This window comes from Collimonas sp. (assembly GCF_039923675.1).
Taxonomy (GTDB): domain Bacteria; phylum Pseudomonadota; class Gammaproteobacteria; order Burkholderiales; family Burkholderiaceae_D; genus Collimonas.
In genome coordinates this window covers 165,884-185,260 of the sequence record NZ_JBDTCG010000017.1, presented here as the reverse complement: position 1 = coordinate 185,260, position 19,377 = coordinate 165,884, and the positions used below count along the sequence as shown (strand labels likewise).

Here is a 19,377-nt window from a genome sequence, read left to right as displayed (position 1 = left end):
CCGGCTGTCCTTGTCGCGTTAGAATATCAGTCCAGTAATTGGCGCGCAGCATCCAGGACAATGCCAACCACGCCTTGCTCGGCTTGCTTCATGGTTCTTTCGTCGGGAATTTCCTGCTCAGTGCGGTTTACGATGACGCCAGCAATCATGCCGGCCCGCAAACCGAGCGCCGAACACATGGTCAGCAGGGTCGCCGACTCCATCTCGTAATTCATCACGCCGAGCGCTTGCCATTCCTGCATCGAGCCTTGCAGACTGCCGGTGACACGCCCCGCATACGTATCGTAGCGTTCCTGGCCGGGATAAAAGGTATCACTGGAAGCAGTGATGCCAACGTGGAAACGAGCTTCCGCTGCGCGTGATGCATTGACCAGCGCGGTAGTGCAGTCGAAATTGGCGACTGCCGGATAAGCGGCCGGAGCGAAATGATAGCTGGCGCCGTCGAGTCGCACAGAAGCCGTGGTGACCAGCACATCGCCAACCTTGATCTGCGGCTGGATAGAACCGGTAGTGCCGACTCGCAAAAACGTGCGTACGCCCAGTTGCGCCAGCTCTTCCACCGCGATCGAAGTCGACGGGCCGCCAATGCCGGTCGAACAGACGACTACCGGCTTGCCGCCCAGATAACCCAGCCAAGACGTGAATTCGCGCTGGCTGGCGAGCGCTACCGGATTATCCATCAATTCGGCAATCCGCTGCACGCGCGCCGGATCGCCCGGCACGATGGCCAGTGTCGCGCCTTGCAGCGCTTGCCTGGTCAAGCCCAAATGGAAAACATCGAAAGTAACCATGATTTCTATTTCTGTGTCGAGGGTTGCAGATAAAAGGCATCCGGCAATTGCGCTGCCGCCGTGGTGGCGTGAGTGTCGCCCTTTAGATTGCTCAGCAGCACTCTCAATTCCGGTCCGCCCAGTTCGATGATGACTTGGCGGCAGGCGCCGCAGGGTGCAATCGGGCCGTCGGTATCGCCGATCACAGCGATGGCGCTGAAATCGCCCGGCTTGCAACCGGCCGCAATGGCGCTGAACAGGGCGGTGCGTTCAGCACAATTGCATAAGCCGTAAGAGGCGTTTTCAACATTGCAGCCATGGAATATCCTACCGTCCCGACTCAACAGCGCGGCGCCGACCAGGAAGTTAGAGTATGGCGCATAGGCAGACTGGCGCGCAGTCTTTGCTTCCTGTATCAATTGTTCATCATGCATTTGGCTTCCTTTACAGGTAAATACGGATATGTGATCAGACAGCGCCTGGCGCCGGATGGAGGAAGGATTCGCCATCCGGGAAGGATGACAGATTGAACCAGCTGGACAGGCTTTGCCCGACATCGGCAAACGAACTCCGCACGCCAAGACTGCCTGGCGTCACTCGCTTGCCGTAGGCTAGCACCGGGACATATTCGCGGGTGTGGTCGCTGCCCGGCCAAGTCGGATCGCAACCGTGGTCGGCGGAGATGATGAGGATATCGTCCTCGCCCAGCAAGGCGTACAGCTCGGGCAGGCGGCGGTCGAACTGCTCCAGGGCGCGCGCATAGCCGGAGACGTCGCGGCGATGGCCGTAGTTCTGGTCGAAGTCGACGAAATTGCTCATCACGATGCTGAAATCTGGTGCTTCACTGGTGGCCTGCAGCGTCGCGTCCCACAGCGCATCGTTGCCATGGGCCTTGATTTTTTTTGTAATGCCGACATCGGCATAAATATCGGCTATCTTGCCTATCCCCACCACTGTGCCGCCGGCATCGGCAAGCTTTTTCAATACCGTGTCTGCCGGCGGCGCGACCGCCAGATCGTGGCGATTGCCGGTGCGAATGAAACCGGCGGCAGCGTCGCCGATAAACGGCCGCGCAATCACGCGGCAAATGTTGTAGCGCTCGATTTCTTCGCGCACGATCAGGCACAAGTCGTACAGGCGCTGCAGCCCGAAGCTTTGTTCGTGGCAGGCGATCTGGAACACGGAATCGGCCGAGGTATAAAAAATCGGTTTTCCGCTGGCTATGTGTTCCTGTCCTAGTTGTTGCAGAATCGTGGTGCCGGAGGCGTGGCAATTACCCAGATAGCCGGGCAGTTGCGCCCGCTCGACGATACGGTCCAGTAGCTGCTGTGGAAAACTGTTCTCGGCCTGGCTGAAATAACCCCAGTCGAAACGCACCGGTACGCCGCCTAGTTCCCAATGACCTGACGGTGTGTCCTTGCCAGTCGAGATTTCCTGCGCCGCGCCATACGCACCGATGATAGCGGGCTTGACGGACAACCCCGCCGGCAGCGCACCGCCGGCCAGGCGAGCGGCCAGCCCGAGCCCGAGCTGCTCCAGATGGGGAATGCGCAAAGAGCCGCTGCGGCCGGTTTCGGCCAGGTTGTCGTGGCAATGTCCGGCAATGTGGCCGAGCGTGTTGGCGCCGGCATCGCCGAAGCGCACGGCATCCGGCGTCGCCCCGATACCGAGTGAATCCATGATCAAAATGATGGCACGCATACTGAATCCTTCTTGGTTTTTGGTTCACATAAGGCTAGTCAAGTAAATTCAGGTTCTGCCGGACGATATATCAGCGGCAAATCCGCCGCTCTTGTTGCGCCTATGGCATAGGCGGCTTGCACCGCGGCGATAGCTTGCCGCGCGGCGTCATCGCTGCGCGCATGCACCCACGCCAAAGGCTGGCCGACGCTCAGCGTGTCGCCCAATGCCGCCAATTGCGTCAAACCGACTGCGGAGTCGATGATCTGATCAGGATGCCGCCGGCCTCCGCCCAGCCCGACTACCGCCATGCCGAGCGCGCGGCAATCGCAAGCGGCGACGAAACCCCCGTGCGGAGCCGGAGCCGGCAGCACGAGCGGCGCAGCTGCCAGATACTTCCCGCTTCGTTCGAGCAAATCTGCTGGCCCACCGAGCGTCGCAACCATACGGGCAAAACGTTCAGCGGCCTGGCCGGAATCGAGCGCCTCCGTCAATTTTCTGCGCGCCTGTTCCTCATCCTGTGCCAGCTTGCCCAGCACCAGCATCTGCGCCGCCAGCGCCAACGTTACCTGGTGCAGCCGCACCGGACGGCTCTTGCCGGTCAGGTAGTCCAGCGCGCAACGTACTTCGATCGCATTGCCGGCACAGGGAGCCAATGCTTCGCTCATGTCGGTCAGCAAGGCGGCAGTCCGCATGCCGGCGCCGTTGCCGACGGCGACTATGCTATCTGCCAATTCGATCGATTTTTCCATGGTCGGCATGAAGGCGCCGGAACCGACTTTGACGTCCATCACCAGTGCGTCCAATCCCGCCGACAATTTTTTCGACAAGATCGATGCCGTAATCATCGCCACCGATTCGACTGTCGCCGTGACATCGCGTACGGCATAAATGCGCTTGTCGGCCGGCGCCAGCTGTACGGTCTGGCCGATGATGGCGACGCCATTGCTACGCACCAGCCGGCGCAATGCTTCGGCATCGGGCGCGATGTTGTAACCGGGAATTGCTTCCAGTTTATCCAATGTGCCACCGGTGTGTCCCAGCCCGCGTCCAGAAATCATCGGTACGAAACCGCCGCAGGCAGCAATCATCGGCCCTAGTAGCAGCGACACCAGATCGCCGACGCCGCCGGTGGAATGCTTGTCGAGAACCGGGCCAGGCAAGTCCTGTGAGCGCCAGTCCAGCACCTGGCCGGAATCGCGCATCGCAAGTGTGAAGGCGACACGTTCATCCAGGTGCATGTCATTGAAATAGATCGCCATCGCCAACGCGGCGATCTGCGCGTCGCTGATGCTGCCGTTGCTGATGCCATGCACGAAAAATGCGATCTCTTCTTTGCCGAGGGCGGCGCCATTACGTTTTTTGCGAATGATTTCCTGGGCGAGCAGCATTTGTCAGTCTCAGTAAGCCGGGTTGCCGGCACTACGGGTGGCGCCGGCCTGATAACCCAGTGCGACCAGCAAAGTATCCAGCAGGCTAGAGGCGCCAAAGCGAAAAGTCGCCGGCTGCGCCCAATCCGGTCCCATTATGCGATCGGCCAAAGCCAAATAGGCCGCCGCCTCAGATACGCTGCGCACGCCGCCTGCAGCCTTGAAACCGACCGCTTTTCCACTGTCGCGTATCGTCTGTAACATGATCTCGGCAGCATTCAAAGTGGCGTTGACTGGCACTTTTCCGGTTGAGGTTTTGATGAAATCGGCGCCGCCGTCAATTGCAATCTGACTCGCAAGCTGTATTAACGCCGGATCGTGCAATTCACCCGATTCGATGATGACCTTGAGCTTTTTGTCCGCGCTCGCCGCGCGACTCTGCGCAACCAGTTCTCGGCCGGCAACGGTGTCGCCGGCCAGCAAGGCCCGCCAAGGGAAAACCACATCGATCTCATCGGCGCCGAGCGCCACTGCGGCCGCCGTTTCCAGCGCTGCCGACTCCGCATCGGCAGCTCCATGAGGAAAATTGGTCACAGTCGCTACCGGTATCTGCAAGCCGGTTCTGGCGAGCGCGGCCTTGGCCGCCGGCACAAAACGAGGATAGACGCACAGCGCTGCCGGACTTCCTGCCGGTGTATCGGCTGCGGCAGCCAGCGCTGCTATGCTGGCCTCGGTGTCGCTATCGTTGAGCGCAGTCAAGTCAATCAGATGTAGCGCCCGCAACGCAATTTGTTTTGGCATTATGTTGTTCATCTCAATGTAGCGAAAGAAATAAGCCTGCAATCGTCGCACTCATCAAGTTCGACAACGTAGCGGCGATTACCACCCGCAGGCCGTAGCGTGCCACTTCGGAGCGGCGCTCCGGCGCGACGGCGCTGAAGCCGCCGGTGAGAATTGCAATCGACGAAAAATTGGCGAAGCCGCATAACGCGAACGACACGATGGCGATAGTCTTGGCGTCCAGCGGCAACAAGCCGGCGGCCTTTACAGCAGCGGCGTCTTGTAAATAAGGCGCAAATCCAACATAGGCGACAAACTCGTTCAAAATCATTTTCTGACCGATGAAATTACCGGCTAATGCGGCGTGTTCCCAAGGTATTCCGATCAGATAGGCTAGCGGCGCAAATGCGCGGCCGAGTATTGCTTCCAGCGTTAGATCCGGATGGCCGAACCAGCCCGCCACACCACCCACCATACCGTTCAACAGTGCAATCAGACCAATGAAAGCGATCAACATGGCGCCGACATTGACGGCGATCTTCAAACCGATGGCGGCGCCGGAGGCAGCCGCCTCGATCACGTTGGCCGGGCGTTCTTCATCGAACCCGATATTGTCGATCTGGACTTGGCTGGGCGCCGTGCTGGGGCAAACGATCTTGGCGAACAGCAGTCCGCCGGGCACTGCCATGAACGATGCCGCAATCAGATATTCCATCTTGACCCCGAGGCCGGCATAACCTGCGAGGACCGAACCTGCCACGGCCGCCATGCCGCTCGACATCACTGCAAACAGCTCGGGCCCGCTCATCTGCTTGGTAAACGGTTTGACCACTGCCGGCATCTCGCTTTGCCCAAGAAAGATAGTGGTTACGGCTGAAAACGATTCAATTTTGCTCACCCCCAGCAGCTTATGAAACAACATGCCGAGCAAAGTGACGATCCAGCGCATGATGCCAAGGTAGTACAGCACTGAAATCAGCGCCGTCACAAAAATAATCATGGGAAGAACGCGTAATGCGAACACGAATCCGACATTGCCGAATAATGAAAACATCTTGGCATCGACTAATCCGCCAAATAAAAAAGAAATGCCATGGTTGCCATATTCGATTACATGATTGACGGCATTGGCGATATTCGTCAGGAACTGCTTCCCTGCAGGAACGAATAGAACCAACGCCCCGATCGCAATTTGCGCCAACAGGGCGCTGACAACAGTGCGCAGCTTGATAGCCCGGCGGTTGTTGGAAATTGTAAAGGCAATCAGCAGCAATACGGCCATGCCTAAGAAGTTACGGGCAATCTCCATGATCGTTTTTCTCTTTCGATAAAATTTCAAGTAAAGCAAATGCCGTGCCCGAATTTTACCACTTGGAAAAAAATAGCTATTTTTGCATCGGCGCTGGCAGTGAAAAATTGGTGCGCAACTTGGCGTAAGCCATGCGTCGATCAACTTCAGTCGATTTGCTGTCTTCTTCGCTTTAAGAAGTGAGGTAAGATTCTGTAGCTTCCGATCAAACAACATCGGGAACAGCTGTAACGGTTTGCTGGAGGTCATTGTAAAAGGGATTTAGAAATTGCAAGCCAGACGATATTTGAAATTTCATGCAAAGATGGTGCAATTGGCTGGTGCAGATATTTATCTGCACCACAATGGCCGTAACCACGCTGCATGGTCATTCGTGAATACGTTCTCAGTCATATGAAAAGATAATATGCTGAATTGAAAATGACGCCTCAGCTGAGCGCCTGCTGGTGCCGGATTTCTATAAATTGCAACCCTTCCAATAATTGCGCACCATGAATCGATCTGATGGCACAGGCTCTGCTGTTCCAAAAAGCAAAACAAAACGCACAACCACTCGCAACGATCTGCAAGCTGAAATCCTCACACACGCAGAAAAAGCCTTCGCGGAATATGGTTATGAAGGTACGTCTATTGCCACGATTGCGGAAAGCATTGGCATATCGAAGCAGAACCTCCTGTATTATTTTCCTAGCAAGCAAAGCTTGTACAAGCGCGTACTTGACGATGTGCTTGGCATCTGGCTGGAAAGCATGGCGTTGCTGGCGGATGAAACACGCAATCCGCAGGAAGCACTGACCTCTTACATCCAGGCCAAATTGCGGTTCTCTCGTGAACACCCCTGGGGCTCACGCGTATACGGCCTGGAAGTGATCACCGGCGCTCGTTTCTACCGCGATGACATCCGCGCTAAAGTGGTGCCGGTATTGCAGAAAGACATTCTGGTTTTTGAGAAATGGATAGCGGAAGGAAAAATTGCGCCGGTCGATCCGACCCATTTGCTATTCACGATCTGGGCGATGACGCAATCTTACGCCGATTTTTCTACGCAGATGAGCTTGGTGCTGAACCGCAAAAAATTGACTGCCAAAGATTTTAATGCGGCGGAAAAACTAATCCTCGATATCGTGCTAGCGGCTGTGTCGCCTAAAGCTGATACATTAAATTTGAAAACAACTTCCAAGTGATGGCCGTGCCCAAAATCAGTAGCGACTTTTTTATTGGGGTAGGGTCAAATCAAGTGCCATAGCATTGATCAGTAATTGATGGCGCACACGGGATCATGTGCGTCAACCTCAAAGAGCAAACCATGTAGCGGAACCAGTACTGTTGATTTGCACCGAGAACTGACCCACGTTTAGCGCACAATCCTACTTGTCAGAATGAGTAGGGGATCGGAGTGATCGACGTGGCATTACTAGGAATAATCAGATGCTGGCACCTTCGGGAACAGGTTCCGCTGAGGGAAATCGCCAAGCGGTTGGGCATCTCGCGCAACACCGTCCGGCGCTACCTACGCTCGGAAACGACCGAGCCGGCCTATGCAGAGCGCCATCGGCCAGCGCCATCGATCCATACGCCTTCCAGCTCTCAGGCTGGCTTAAGACCGAGGCGGCCAAATCCCGCAAGCAACGGCGCAGCCTGAAACAGCTTCATGAGGACCTGTTGGAATCGGGTTTCACGGGGTCTTACGACAGGGTGGCGGCGTTCGCCAGGCAATGGCGGGGTCAAACTGAGTGGGTCAATTCGGCACGCAAACGAACACTATACGTATTCCGAACGCCCCCATGGACTACCGTTAGATGCAAAAATGGAGCCGTCGAGGACAAAACTCAACAGCAAACACCAGAATGAAGCAACTTTGGTCCGCAAGTTAATCCAGTCACATCTATCGAGACAAAAATCTCACCTTCCACGGCAGGAATCCCAACTTCTACGTCACTTTAGGGTGCTAGTAGTTTTTCGGTGTTTTCATTTTTCGCCAGCACGCCTACAATATGCTTTACGTTAACGTTAACTGCCGTTGTGGCTAAACCAGCATTTTTCGCATTTATGATGTCAATCTGATCATGCCGACTTACACCATCACAGAACTGGCCCGCGAATTCGATATTACCCCGAGGGCGATCCGTTTCTATGAGGATCAGGGTTTGCTGAGCCCGTCGCGGGATGGCGCCGGTGGCCGCAACCGGGTGTATGCCAACCGCGAGCGCACCCGTTTGAAACTGACTTTACGCGGCAAGCGCCTGGGTCTGACCTTGTCGGAAATCAAAAGCCTGGTCGACATGTATGACTCCCCCAAGGATTCGGCGCCGCAGTTGGAGTTGTTCCTGCGGGTGCTGGCGCGCCATCGCGAGCACCTGGAGCAGCAGCGCGAAGATATCGAAGTAACGCTTGAAGAAATCACCGCCCACGAGGATGAATGCCGGCGTCTGTTGAATAGCGGCCAGCTGAGCGACCACACTGCACTGGCGGTCGCTGGCCAAAAGGACTGAGTCCGGCATCCGGCCCCTGTATCTGGCCTCTGTGTTCCGCCAGAATTTACATTAAACAACTCGCAAGAATAACGAAGGAGACAACATGCTGCATCTACCCGGCCTGACATTCGATCACGGCGAAGACATCGACGCCCTGCGTAGCGCCATTCAAGAGTTCGCCGCCGCCGAAATCTCCCCGCGCGCAGCGGAAATCGACCGCACCGACCAGTTCCCGATGGATCTGTGGAAGAAAATGGGCGACCTCGGCCTGCTCGGCATCACCGCCGAAGAGGAATATGGCGGCAGCGGCATGGGCTACCTGGCGCACATCATCGCCATGGAAGAACTCTCCCGTGCTTCGGCTTCGGTCGGCCTCTCCTACGGCGCCCACTCGAACCTGTGCGTGAACCAGATCAAGCGCAACGGCAACGCCGGGCAAAAAGCCAAATACCTGCCGAAGCTGATTTCCGGCGACCATGTCGGCGCCCTCGCCATGTCCGAGCCGAACGCCGGTTCCGACGTCGTCAGCATGAAGCTGCGCGCCGAACTGAAGGGCGATCGCTGGGTCCTCAACGGCACCAAGATGTGGATCACCAACGGGCCGGATGCCGACGTGCTGGTGGTCTACGCCAAGACCGATATAGAAGCAGGCGCTCGTGGCATGACTGCTTTCCTGATCGAGAAAAATTTCAAAGGCTTCAGCGTCGCGCAAAAGCTGGACAAACTCGGGATGCGCGGTTCCCACACCGGCGAACTGGTGTTCCAGGATTGCGAAGTACCGGCGGAGAACATCCTGGGCGGTCTCGGCCAAGGCGTCAACGTGCTGATGTCCGGCCTGGATTACGAGCGTACCGTTCTGTCCGGCGGCCCGCTTGGTATCATGCAAGCATGCATGGACGTGGTGGTGCCGTATGTGCACGATCGCAAGCAGTTCGGCCAGTCCATCGGCGAATTCCAGCTGATGCAGGGCAAACTGGCCGATATGTATTCGACCATGATGGCTTGCAAGGCCTATGTGTACGCAGTGGGCCAGGCTTGCGACCGCGCCAAGACGCCGTCCGCAGCGCGCGCACTACGCAAGGATGCCGCCGGCGCCATCTTGTATTCGGCGGAAAAAGCCACCTGGATGGCTGGTGAAGCGATCCAGGCGCTGGGCGGCAATGGCTATATCAATGAATATCCGGTGGGACGCCTGTGGCGCGACGCCAAGCTGTATGAAATCGGCGCCGGCACCAGTGAAATCCGCCGTATGCTGATCGGCCGGGAATTGTTTGCAGAAACACGCTGACCAACCCGGTAACGGAGGGATTGCAGCTCAGGCCGTGCAATATGTAAATGGTTTTGCAATCCCCGCGAATAGTGGCACAATTGAAAAAAAGACAACAGCGTTAAGAACATGACTTCACTGCATATTCACACCGCGTTACTGCGACACCCGCAACTTTCCGTCGCCCTCGACAAGCAAGTGTTGCTGAAGATGGAAAACACCCAACCGGCCGGTTCCTTCAAGCTGCGCGGCATCGGTTTGCTATGCCAGCGCGCGGTGGCCGATGGCGCCAGCCACCTGGTGTGTCCCTCGGGCGGCAACGCCGGCTTTGCCGCTGCATTTGCCGGCGCCGCCCTCGATATCAAAACCACCATCGTGGTTCCCGAGACCACCGCGGCCCAGGTTTGCCAGCGCATTCGCGACATCGGCGCCGAGGTGATCGTCCACGGCAGCGTCTGGGATGAAGCCAATCAACTGGCGCTGCAACTGTGCGAACAACCCGGCAGCGTCTATATTCCGCCCTTCGATCACCCTGATATCTGGGACGGCAACGCCACCATGATCGATGAAGCGGCGCAGCAGGCCAGGCAGCTCGGGGTCGAGTTCGACGTCGTCATCTGCTCGGTCGGCGGCGGCGGCTTGATGAGCGGCGTGCTGAGCGGCTTGCACCGCAACGGGTTGTCGCATATCCCCTTGATTGCGGTGGAAACCGAAGGCGCGGCATCGCTTAACGCCGCAGTACGTGCGGGTGAACTGGTGAGCTTGCCGGCGATTACCTCGATCGCGACCACTCTCGGCGCCAAGTGTGTGGCGCCAGAATGTTTCGCCTGGACCCAGCGCCATGAAGTCTACAGCGTGGTGGTCAGCGATGCCCAGGCAGTTGCCGCCACGCTGGCGTTTGCCGATGACATGCGGACCCTGGTCGAGCCGGCTTGCGGTGCGGCGCTGGCGGTCGCCTATCAGAAGTTGCCGGTGCTGGCGCCCTTTGAACGGCCGCTGATCGTGATCTGCGGCGGCATCGGCGTCAGCCTGGCGTCGCTGGCCGACTGGAAGGGGCGGTTCGGCCTGTGATCATGTCTGCAAATTTTCCGAAATTATTGTCGTCGCAGATCGCTTTCGATACTGCGCGCATGATCTTGGACGGTTTCGACAAGCATTACCGTTTGTTCCGCGAAGCCAGCGTGCTGGCCAAGCAGCATTTTGAGGAGGCCGACTGGAAAACCGCCCAGCTGGCGGCGCGCGAACGGATCGGCTTCTACGACGCCCGGGTGCGCGAATGCGTACAGGCGCTGGAAGATGAATACGACCAGAACGACCTGACCGACCAGGTATGGCGAGAAGTAAAGCTGCACTATATCGGCATGCTGACTTATCACAAGCAGCCGGAGCTGGCGGAAACCTTCTTCAATTCGGTGTGTTGCAACATCCTGCATCGCACCTATTTCCACAATGATTTCATTTTCGTGCGGCCGGCGGTGTCGACCGAATACATCGATACCGATGAAGCGCTGCCGACCTACCGCGTGTATTACCCGGCCAAGGACGGCCTGCATTACACGCTCAAGCGCCTGATCACCAATTTCCAGCTGCAACGGCCTTTCGCCGATCTCGACCGCGATGTGACATTGGCTGAAGAGCGTATCAGCCTGGCCTTCGGCGATACGCCGCTGGAGCCGAACCACCAGATCCAGGTGCTGGCGAATGCGTTTTACCGCAACAAGGGCGCCTATGTGGTCGGCAAGATGATCAACGGCCCGCGCGAATATCCGTTCGTGGTGCCGATCCTGCATGACAGCGACGGCAAGCTGGTGCTGGACGCGGTGCTGTTCGACAGCAAGATCCTGACAGTCCTGTTTTCTTTCACGCGCGCCTATTTCATGGTCGACATGGAAGTGCCGTCGGCCTATGTGCAGTTTTTGCGCAGCCTGCTGCCGAACAAGCCGCGCAGCGAAATCTATACCATCCTGGGTTTGCAAAAACTGGGAAAAGCGCTGTTTTATCGCGATTTCCTGCGCCATTTGCGACATTCCTCCGACAATTTTGAAATCGCCCCCGGTATCCGCGGCCTGGTGATGGTTGTGTTTGCCTTGCCCTCGTTTCCCTACGTGTTCAAGGTCATCAAGGATTATTTCCCGGCGCCCAAGGAAACCACCAATGCGCTGGTCAAGGAAAAATACCTGTTGGTCAAATATCACGACCGGGTCGGGCGCATGGCCGATACCCTGGAATATTCCAGCGTGGCCTTCCCGCGCGCCCGTTTCGCCGACGAATTGCTGGCCGAACTGAAGCTGGTGGCGCCCTCGGTGGTGGAGGAAGAGGGCGATGAGATCATCATCAAGCACCTGTATATCGAGCGCCGCATGGTGCCGCTGAATATCTACCTGACCAACGCCGAGAAGAACGACGATCAGGCCGCGCTGGAGCATGGCATCGCCGAATACGGCAACGCCATCAAGGAACTGGTCGCCGCGAATATCTTTCCGGGCGACATGCTGTATAAAAATTTTGGCGTGACACGTCACAATCGGGTCGTGTTTTACGACTATGATGAGATTGAATACATTACCGACTGCAATTTCCGGACGATCCCGCAGCCGCGCAATGAAGAAGATGAAATGTCGGCCGAACCCTGGTATGCGATCGCCAAAAACGATGTTTTTCCAGAACAGTTCGGTGTATTTCTTCTCGGAAATCAAAATGTGAAGAAGTACTTTATCAAGCACCACGCCGATTTGTTAACCCAACAATATTGGCAGCAACACAAACAGCACATACTGGAAGGCCATTTCGACGATGTCTTTCCTTATCCGCAAGAATGCCGTTTTACCTATATACCCGGTTAAACAGTAGTAGAAACAACAACACAGGCAGCGCAGTTTCACTTTCAGCTTATTTTGCAATTTCATTTGCAATTTTATTTTTTGACCAACCAGGCAGCAAAGCCGCTTCAGGGCATCGCGGACAGATGCAAGTGACTCCCGAAGTGACCCCGCAGCGGCTTACCAGTTGTCGTAATCTGGAGAAGCAACATGAATGACCCAATCGTTATCGTCGGTGCAGCACGTACTCCAATGGGTGCGTTTCAGGGTGATTTTTCGGCGTTGACCGCCACTGATCTGGGCGCCGTGGCGATCAAAGCCGCGGTAGAACGCGCCGGCCTGAGGCCGGAACAAGTCGATGCCGTGTTGTTCGGCAATGTGCTGCAAGCGGGCCAGGGCCAGGCGCCGGCACGCCAGGCAACTATCAAGGCCGGCTTGCCAATGTCTACCACTGCAGCCACCATCTCCAAGGTGTGTGGTTCAGCGATGCAAGCCACCATGTTCGCCTTCGACGGCCTGCTGGCAGGGACCAATGAAGTCGTAGTCGCCGGCGGCATGGAATCGATGACCAATGCGCCTTACCTGATCCCGAAAGCACGCGGCGGCTATCGTATCGGCCACGGCATGATTTTCGACCACATGATGCTGGACGGCCTGGAAGATGCTTATTCCAAAGGCGACAACGGCGGCGGCCGCTCGATGGGTACTTTCGGCGAAGAATGCGCCGCCAAATACCATTTCAGCCGCGCCGACCAGGACGCGTTCGCCATTGCATCGGTGCAGCGTGCACAAGCTGCTACTGCCGATGGTTCCTTCAAATGGGAAATCGCGCCGGTGACCGTCACCAGCCGCGCCGGCGAGGTCGTGATCGACAAGGACGAAGGTCCGCAAAAAGCCAAGATCGAAAAGATCCCGTCGCTGCGCGCAGCGTTCAAGAAAGACGGCACCATCACTGCAGCATCGTCGTCGTCCATCAACGACGGCGCCGCGGCACTGGTGCTGATGCGCGAATCGACCGCGAAGAAGCTCGGCCTGACGCCGATCGCCCGTATTCTCGGCCATGCCAGCCACTCGCAAGAACCGGAATGGTTCACCACCGCACCGGTCGGCGCGATTGAAAAGCTGTACAAGAAAGTCGGCTGGAAGAATAGCGATGTCGATCTGTACGAAGTCAATGAGGCGTTCGCCGTGGTGCCGATGGCCGTGATGAAAGAACACGACATCCCGCACGACAAGATCAATGTCCACGGCGGCGCCTGTGCTATCGGCCATCCTATCGGCGCTTCCGGCGCACGCATCATCGTCACGCTGCTGGGCGCGTTGAAGGCCAAGGGCAAGAAGCGTGGCGTGGCGTCGCTGTGTATTGGCGGCGGCGAAGGCACCGCGATTGCCGTCGAACTGGTGTAATAGCTCGAAGCCGGATCTGGTAAGACAGTAAGCAGTAAATCGATCAGCGTTTTTCCGTGGAATGTCCACGGATTCACGCTGATCTTTGTTATTTGAGTTCATGAATTGCGATTTAAACAAGGTGCAAAAAGATGGCCGCAGCAATTGATTTCTACTTTGATTTTTCTTCGCCCTACGGCTACTTCGCCGCCACCCGCATCGATGAGCTGGCGGCAAAGTACAAGCGCGATGTCGAATGGCATCCGATCCTGCTCGGGCCGGTATTCAAGACCACCGGCTCGGCGCCGTTGACGCAAGTGCCGATCAAAGGCGATTACGCGTTTCACGATTTCGAACGCAGCGCGCGCTTTCACGGCATTCCTTACAACCGTCCGAACGCCTTTCCGATTTCTACCCAGGCTGCGGCGCGCGCCGTGCTGTGGGTGCGCGGCAAGCAAGGCGAGGACAAGGCCAACAAGTTCGCCAAGCAGATTTACAAAGCCTATTTTGTCGATGGCGTCAATATCGGCGAACCGATGCACCTGCTGGAAGTCGGCCATCACAGTAGTGTCGACACCACCGGCATGATGGATGGCATCAACAGCCTGCCGATCAAGAACCAGCTGAAAGCAGAAGTGGATCTGGCGATGGCGCGCGGTGTGTTCGGCTCGCCGTTCATGATCGTTGACGGCGAAGCGTTCTGGGGTTTCGACCGTTTCGACCAGCTTGAAGCGTTTATGCGGGATGGCAAGATTTGACGGCTGCAATCATTGACTGCCCTTGCGGCGACGGCAAATACACGCAATGTTGCGGCCGCTATCACAACGGCGGCGAGATAGCGCCAACCGCGCAGGCGCTGATGCGCTCGCGCTATAGCGCCTACGTGATGGACCTTGGCGACTATCTGCGGGCGACATGGCACGGAAGCACTCGTCCGGCGGAGCCTGTCGTGGCGGAAGCCGGGGTCAAATGGCTGGGGCTGGAGCTGCGCAGGCATGCGGCTGACGGAGACAGCGCAACGGTAGAGTTCGTGGCGCGCTACAAGATCGGCGGCCGCGCTGAACGTTTGCACGAAGTGAGCCGCTTCGTGCGCGAGTGCGAAGCCGGCGCGGAAGGACCGTCGCGCTGGTTCTATGTAGATGGCAGTTTTCCCGGGAAAAAATAAAGCAATCGTGGAAAACATCAGCAACGCTAACAGGGGACAAGACGATGACGCATTTGGATTCCAGCATTGATCGCGGCAGACAGGACACGCCGCTGATCGAACAGACTATCGGTGATTTTTTTGACGATATGGCGGTGCGCGTTGCCGATCATGACGCGCTGGTGTCGCGTCATCAACATATCCGTTTCAGCTATCGCCAGCTGCAGCATGAAGCGCGGCGGCTCGCCAGCGCCATGCTCAAGCTCGGCCTGCAACCGGGCGACCGCATCGGCATCTGGTCGCATAACAATGCCGAGTGGCTGCTGACGCAGCTGGCGACCGCCTATGCCGGCATCGTCCTGGTGAACATCAATCCGGCCTATCGCGTCAGCGAGCTGGAATATGCGTTCAACCTCGTCGATTGCAAGGCTTTGATCTCGATGACCAGTTTCAAGACCAGCGATTACCTGGAAATGATCCGCACGCTGGCGCCGGAACTGGCGACGGCCAAGCCTGGCGAGTTGCAGGCGGCACGGCTGCCGACGCTGAAGACCGTGATCCAGCTTGGCAACGATGCTGTGCCAGGCATGCTGCGTTTTTCCGACCTGATCGCCGGCGGTGACGCCGCCGATCCGCAACTGGCCGCCATCGGCCCGACCTTGCGCGCCACCGACCCGATCAATATCCAGTTCACCAGCGGCACCACCGGTTTTCCGAAAGGCGCGACGCTGACGCACCGGAATATCCTCAACAACGGTTTTTTCATCGGCGAAGCGATGAAGCTGACCGCAGCCGACCGCCTGTGCATCCCGGTGCCGCTGTATCACTGCTTCGGCATGGTGCTCGGCAATCTCGCTTGCCTGACGCACGGCGCCGCCATCGTCTATCCCAACGACGGTTTCGATCCGCTCTCGGTATTGCAGGCGGTACAGGAAGAACGTTGCACCGGCTTGCATGGCGTGCCGACCATGTTCATTGCCGAACTCGATCATCCGCGTTTTGCCGAGTTCGATCTGTCGACCCTGCGCACCGGCATCATGGCCGGTTCGCCCTGCCCGATCGAAGTGATGAAGCGCGTGGTGCGCGACATGCATCTGGAACAGATCACGATCGCCTACGGCATGACGGAGACCAGCCCGGTCAGCTGCCAAAGCATGACTGACACGCCGCTGGAGAAGCGGGTGTCGACAGTCGGCACCGTGCAGCCGCATCTGCAGGTAAAAATCGTCGATCCGGAATCCGGCGCGATCATGCCGATCGGCAGCTCCGGCGAACTGTGCACCCATGGCTATTCGGTGATGCACGGTTATTGGGGCGATGCCGAAAAGACCCGTGAAGCGATCGATGACGAAGGCTGGATGCATACCGGCGACCTGGCGGTGATGGATGTCGAAGGCTATGTCAACATTGTCGGCCGCATGAAGGACATGGTGATCCGCGGCGGCGAAAATATCTATCCGCGCGAGATCGAAGAATTCCTGTACCGTCATCCGGCGATCCAGGATGTGCAGGTGGTCGGCGTGCCCGACCAGAAATACGGCGAAGAACTATGCGCCTGGATTATCCTGCGCCCCGGGCACAGTGCGGATGAACAATCGGTGCGTGATTTTTGCCAAGGCCAGATTGCGTATTACAAGGTGCCTCGCTACATCCGTTTTGTCGACGCCTTTCCGATGACGGTCACCGGCAAGATACAGAAATTCAAGATCCGTGAAGCGATGAAGGACGAGTTGCACCTCAACGATATCCACACGGCGTAAGGCAACTAAGAATTCCGTCATTCCCGCGTTCGCGGGAATGACGCAGCAGGACTATTTGAAATTGTTTGAATAATTAAACGAACAAAGGACATCGCAATGCCCCAGTTAGAAAGCAAGCTGAATCCACGCAGCGAAGAATTCCAGCAAAACACCAGCGCCCTCAACCTGCTGGTGGACGACCTGCGCCAGAAAGTCGCGCAGATCGCCGAAGGCGGCGGCGAAGCTGCGCGCAGCAAGCATGTGGCGCGCGGTAAATTATTGCCGCGTGACCGGGTGCAGATGCTGCTCGATCCCGGCACGCCGTTCATGGAATTTTCCCAGCTTGCCGCCTACCACGTCTACAAGGACAAGGACGGCCGCGACGCCGCCCCGGCCGCCGGTGTGATTACCGGCATTGGCCGCATCGCCGGCCAGGAATGCGTGGTGGTCTGCAATGACGCAACCGTCAAAGGCGGCACCTACTATCCGCTCAGCGTAAAAAAACATTTGCGCGCCCAGGAAATCGCCGAGCAGAATAACCTGCCTTGCATCTATCTGGTCGACAGCGGCGGGGCCAACCTGCCGAACCAGGATGAAGTGTTTCCCGACCGCGACCATTTCGGCCGCATCTTCTACAACCAGGCCAACTTGTCGGCCAAGGGCATTCCGCAAATCGCCGTGGTGATGGGCTCGTGCACCGCCGGCGGCGCCTATGTGCCAGCGATGAGCGATGAATCCATCATCGTCAAGAACCAGGGTACGATTTTCCTGGCCGGGCCGCCGCTGGTGAAGGCCGCCACCGGCGAAGTGGTCAGCGCAGAGGACCTGGGCGGCGGCGACGTCCACACCCGGCTCTCCGGCGTTGCCGATCACCTGGCGCAAAACGATATGCATGCGTTGTCGCTGGCGCGCACCATCGTTTCCAACCTGAATCGCCAGAAGCCGCAAGGTCCGTTGCTGCGTCCCGTGGTGGAACCCAAGTATCCGGCGCACGAACTGTATGGCGTGATTCCGGTCGATACCCGCAAGCCATTCGATGTGCGCGAAATTATTGCGCGTGTTGTCGACGGCAGCGAATTCGACGAATTCAAGGCACGCTACGGCACCACGCTGATCTGTGGTTTTGCGCATATCTACGGCATGCCGGTCGGGATCATCGCCAACAACGGCATCCTGTTTTCGGAAGCGGCATTGAAGGGCACGCACTTCATCGAACTCTGCTCGCAACGCAAGATCCCGCTGGTATTCCTGCAAAACATCACCGGCTTCATGGTCGGCCGCCGCTACGAAAACGAAGGTATCGCCCGCAACGGCGCCAAGATGGTGACGGCGGTGGCCACCACGTCCGTACCCAAGCTGACCGTGATCATCGGCGGCAGCTTCGGCGCCGGCAACTACGGCATGTGCGGCCGCGCCTACTCGCCGCGCTTCCTGTGGATGTGGCCAAACGCCCGCATCTCGGTAATGGGTGGCGAACAGGCCGCCGGCGTGCTGGCGACCGTCAAGCGCGATGGCATCGAAGGCAAGGGCGGCAGCTGGAGCGCCGACGAGGAAGAAGCTTTCAAGAAGCCGATCCGCGACCAGTATGAACATCAAGGCCATCCGTACTATGCCTCGGCACGTTTGTGGGATGACGGCGTGATCGATCCGGCGGATACGCGCAAGGTGCTGGGCCTGGGTTTGAGCGCCGCGTTGAATGCGCCGATAGCCGAGACAAAATTTGGTGTGTTCCGGATGTAAATCAGTAACTTAAAACAGGGATAAAAAAATAATCATGCTCACATTTTCAAACGCACGTTTTTTACTGCCGGCGCTTGCCTGCGTTGTGGCGGCCATGGTGTTGCCGACGGCGGCGCAGGCACGCAATACCAAACTGCTGTTGCCGGTGAGCGAGGCCGTCTCGCAAAAGGTGGTGCAACAGGCGGTCAGCAGCGATCTGTCGATTGTCTTCGGCGCCGCAGTGCCGCCAGGGACGACCTTGCTGTCGCAGGAGATCTTCGCCCGGGGAGAGGGCTATCCGAACTATCGCGGCATCGCTACAGACGATGCGGTCACCTGCAGAATCGCCTTGCAGAATGCGTTGCTCAATCTGGTCAAGCAGGCGCGCAATGCCGGCGCTAACGCAGTGGTTGGCATCGTCAGTTTCTATGACCATATCAGCGTCATGGACAGCACTACCCAATATGAATGCCATGCAGGCATGACGCGCTCTGTGGTCGATCTCAAGGCCAGCCTGGCCAAGACCGACCGCGTGTTTGGCGGCTATGCGGGAAGCGCTGCGCGGCTGATGCCGCCGGCGTCCGGTTATGCGGATATCAATGATGTGCAGCAGGTGCCGTTCCTGGATCAGCACGGACGTGAAACTTACCAGCTGTGGCTGACCAGGACCGGCCCGAGGGCCTTTGTGGTGGCGGAAGACGGCTATGTATGGCAGTCATGGGGCACTCCGCCCGACCCGGCCCTTCCGAAAGATCCTGCTTTGCGCGCCTTGCAGAATTGCTATAACCACGGTGCCAAGAACTGCCAGTTGTATGCGGTCGACAACACCGTGGTTTACCGTCCGTCCGGCGCTGCCGGACAAATGCAGCAATCGAATATACCGGCTGCCCGCGGCCAGGTTGGAGAATAAAACCAGTGTC

At 57.7% G+C, this 19,377-nt stretch carries 17 protein-coding genes and 1 pseudogene; 12 read left to right on the top strand and 6 right to left on the bottom strand.

Translation table 11 applies throughout. The annotated features are described in order from the left end of the window. Nucleotides 1–26 precede the first annotated feature (26 nt). The 6 genes from udp to ABI171_RS04605 are packed head-to-tail and all read right to left on the bottom strand — an operon-like array spanning nt 27 to nt 5,909. The gene (gene udp, locus ABI171_RS04630; RefSeq protein WP_348091431.1) at nt 27–791 is read right to left on the bottom strand and encodes a uridine phosphorylase; all 765 of its coding nucleotides are present in this window, start codon (nt 789–791) and stop codon (nt 27–29) included. Nucleotides 792–796: 5 nt separating this feature from the next. Next, complete coding sequence (locus tag ABI171_RS04625; RefSeq protein WP_348091430.1) at nt 797–1,279, bottom strand: cytidine deaminase; 483 nt, start codon at nt 1,277–1,279, stop codon at nt 797–799. Next, nucleotides 1,239–2,471, bottom strand: coding sequence for a phosphopentomutase (locus ABI171_RS04620; protein WP_348091429.1), 1,233 nt, complete (start codon nt 2,469–2,471; stop codon nt 1,239–1,241). Before ABI171_RS04620 ends, ABI171_RS04625 begins: the two co-directional genes overlap by 41 nt. 38 nt (nt 2,472–2,509) lie before the next feature. Continuing rightward, nucleotides 2,510–3,841, bottom strand: coding sequence for a thymidine phosphorylase (gene deoA, locus ABI171_RS04615; RefSeq protein WP_348091428.1), 1,332 nt, complete (start codon nt 3,839–3,841; stop codon nt 2,510–2,512). Nucleotides 3,842–3,850: 9 nt separating this feature from the next. Continuing rightward, nucleotides 3,851–4,621 (bottom strand): deoxyribose-phosphate aldolase, encoded by a 771-nt coding sequence (gene deoC / locus ABI171_RS04610; RefSeq protein ID WP_348091427.1) that lies wholly within the window; start codon nt 4,619–4,621, stop codon nt 3,851–3,853. A 13-nt stretch (nt 4,622–4,634) separates the two neighbouring features. Next, nucleotides 4,635–5,909: a NupC/NupG family nucleoside CNT transporter gene (locus tag ABI171_RS04605; RefSeq protein ID WP_348091491.1), complete on the bottom strand. Its 1,275-nt coding sequence runs from the start codon at nt 5,907–5,909 to the stop codon at nt 4,635–4,637. Nucleotides 5,910–6,400: 491 nt separating this feature from the next. On the opposite strand from ABI171_RS04605, the gene ABI171_RS04600 reads away from it, so the two are divergent. The 12 genes and pseudogenes from ABI171_RS04600 to ABI171_RS04545 all read left to right on the top strand — a co-directional run bounded on the left by ABI171_RS04600 (nt 6,401) and on the right by ABI171_RS04545 (nt 19,367). After that, a complete protein-coding gene (locus ABI171_RS04600) occupies nt 6,401–7,093 on the top strand; it encodes a TetR/AcrR family transcriptional regulator (protein WP_348091426.1) in 693 nt (230 codons plus the stop codon). Between the two features lie 212 nt (nt 7,094–7,305). After that, nucleotides 7,306–7,628, top strand: a pseudogene (locus tag ABI171_RS04595) (helix-turn-helix domain-containing protein); the annotation flags it as partial. A 347-nt stretch (nt 7,629–7,975) separates the two neighbouring features. Further along, nucleotides 7,976–8,401 carry a MerR family DNA-binding transcriptional regulator gene (locus tag ABI171_RS04590; protein ID WP_348091425.1) on the top strand — a complete coding sequence of 142 codons (426 nt, stop codon included), beginning with the start codon at nt 7,976–7,978 and terminating at the stop codon, nt 8,399–8,401. Between the two features lie 85 nt (nt 8,402–8,486). After that, nucleotides 8,487–9,671, top strand: coding sequence for an isovaleryl-CoA dehydrogenase (locus ABI171_RS04585; protein WP_348091424.1), 1,185 nt, complete (start codon nt 8,487–8,489; stop codon nt 9,669–9,671). Between the two features lie 108 nt (nt 9,672–9,779). Continuing rightward, complete coding sequence (locus ABI171_RS04580; protein ID WP_348091423.1) at nt 9,780–10,721, top strand: pyridoxal-phosphate dependent enzyme; 942 nt, start codon at nt 9,780–9,782, stop codon at nt 10,719–10,721. A 2-nt stretch (nt 10,722–10,723) separates the two neighbouring features. Continuing rightward, nucleotides 10,724–12,493, top strand: coding sequence for a bifunctional isocitrate dehydrogenase kinase/phosphatase (gene aceK, locus ABI171_RS04575; protein ID WP_348091422.1), 1,770 nt, complete (start codon nt 10,724–10,726; stop codon nt 12,491–12,493). Between the two features lie 186 nt (nt 12,494–12,679). Beyond that, on the top strand, nt 12,680–13,876 hold the full coding sequence (locus ABI171_RS04570; RefSeq protein WP_348091421.1) for an acetyl-CoA C-acetyltransferase: 1,197 nt from the start codon (nt 12,680–12,682) through the stop codon (nt 13,874–13,876). Nucleotides 13,877–14,007: 131 nt separating this feature from the next. After that, nucleotides 14,008–14,613 carry a 2-hydroxychromene-2-carboxylate isomerase gene (locus ABI171_RS04565; RefSeq protein ID WP_348091420.1) on the top strand — a complete coding sequence of 202 codons (606 nt, stop codon included), beginning with the start codon at nt 14,008–14,010 and terminating at the stop codon, nt 14,611–14,613. Further along, complete coding sequence (locus ABI171_RS04560) at nt 14,610–15,020, top strand: YchJ family metal-binding protein (protein WP_348091419.1); 411 nt, start codon at nt 14,610–14,612, stop codon at nt 15,018–15,020. The genes ABI171_RS04565 and ABI171_RS04560 overlap by 4 nt, the downstream gene beginning before the upstream one ends. Before the next feature lie 44 nt (nt 15,021–15,064). Beyond that, complete coding sequence (locus tag ABI171_RS04555; RefSeq protein ID WP_348091418.1) at nt 15,065–16,759, top strand: AMP-binding protein; 1,695 nt, start codon at nt 15,065–15,067, stop codon at nt 16,757–16,759. Between the two features lie 96 nt (nt 16,760–16,855). Further along, nucleotides 16,856–18,478 carry a carboxyl transferase domain-containing protein gene (locus tag ABI171_RS04550; protein WP_348091417.1) on the top strand — a complete coding sequence of 541 codons (1,623 nt, stop codon included), beginning with the start codon at nt 16,856–16,858 and terminating at the stop codon, nt 18,476–18,478. Nucleotides 18,479–18,512: 34 nt separating this feature from the next. Continuing rightward, the gene (locus ABI171_RS04545) at nt 18,513–19,367 is read left to right on the top strand and encodes a hypothetical protein (RefSeq protein ID WP_348091416.1); all 855 of its coding nucleotides are present in this window, start codon (nt 18,513–18,515) and stop codon (nt 19,365–19,367) included. Nucleotides 19,368–19,377: the final 10 nt, after the last annotated feature.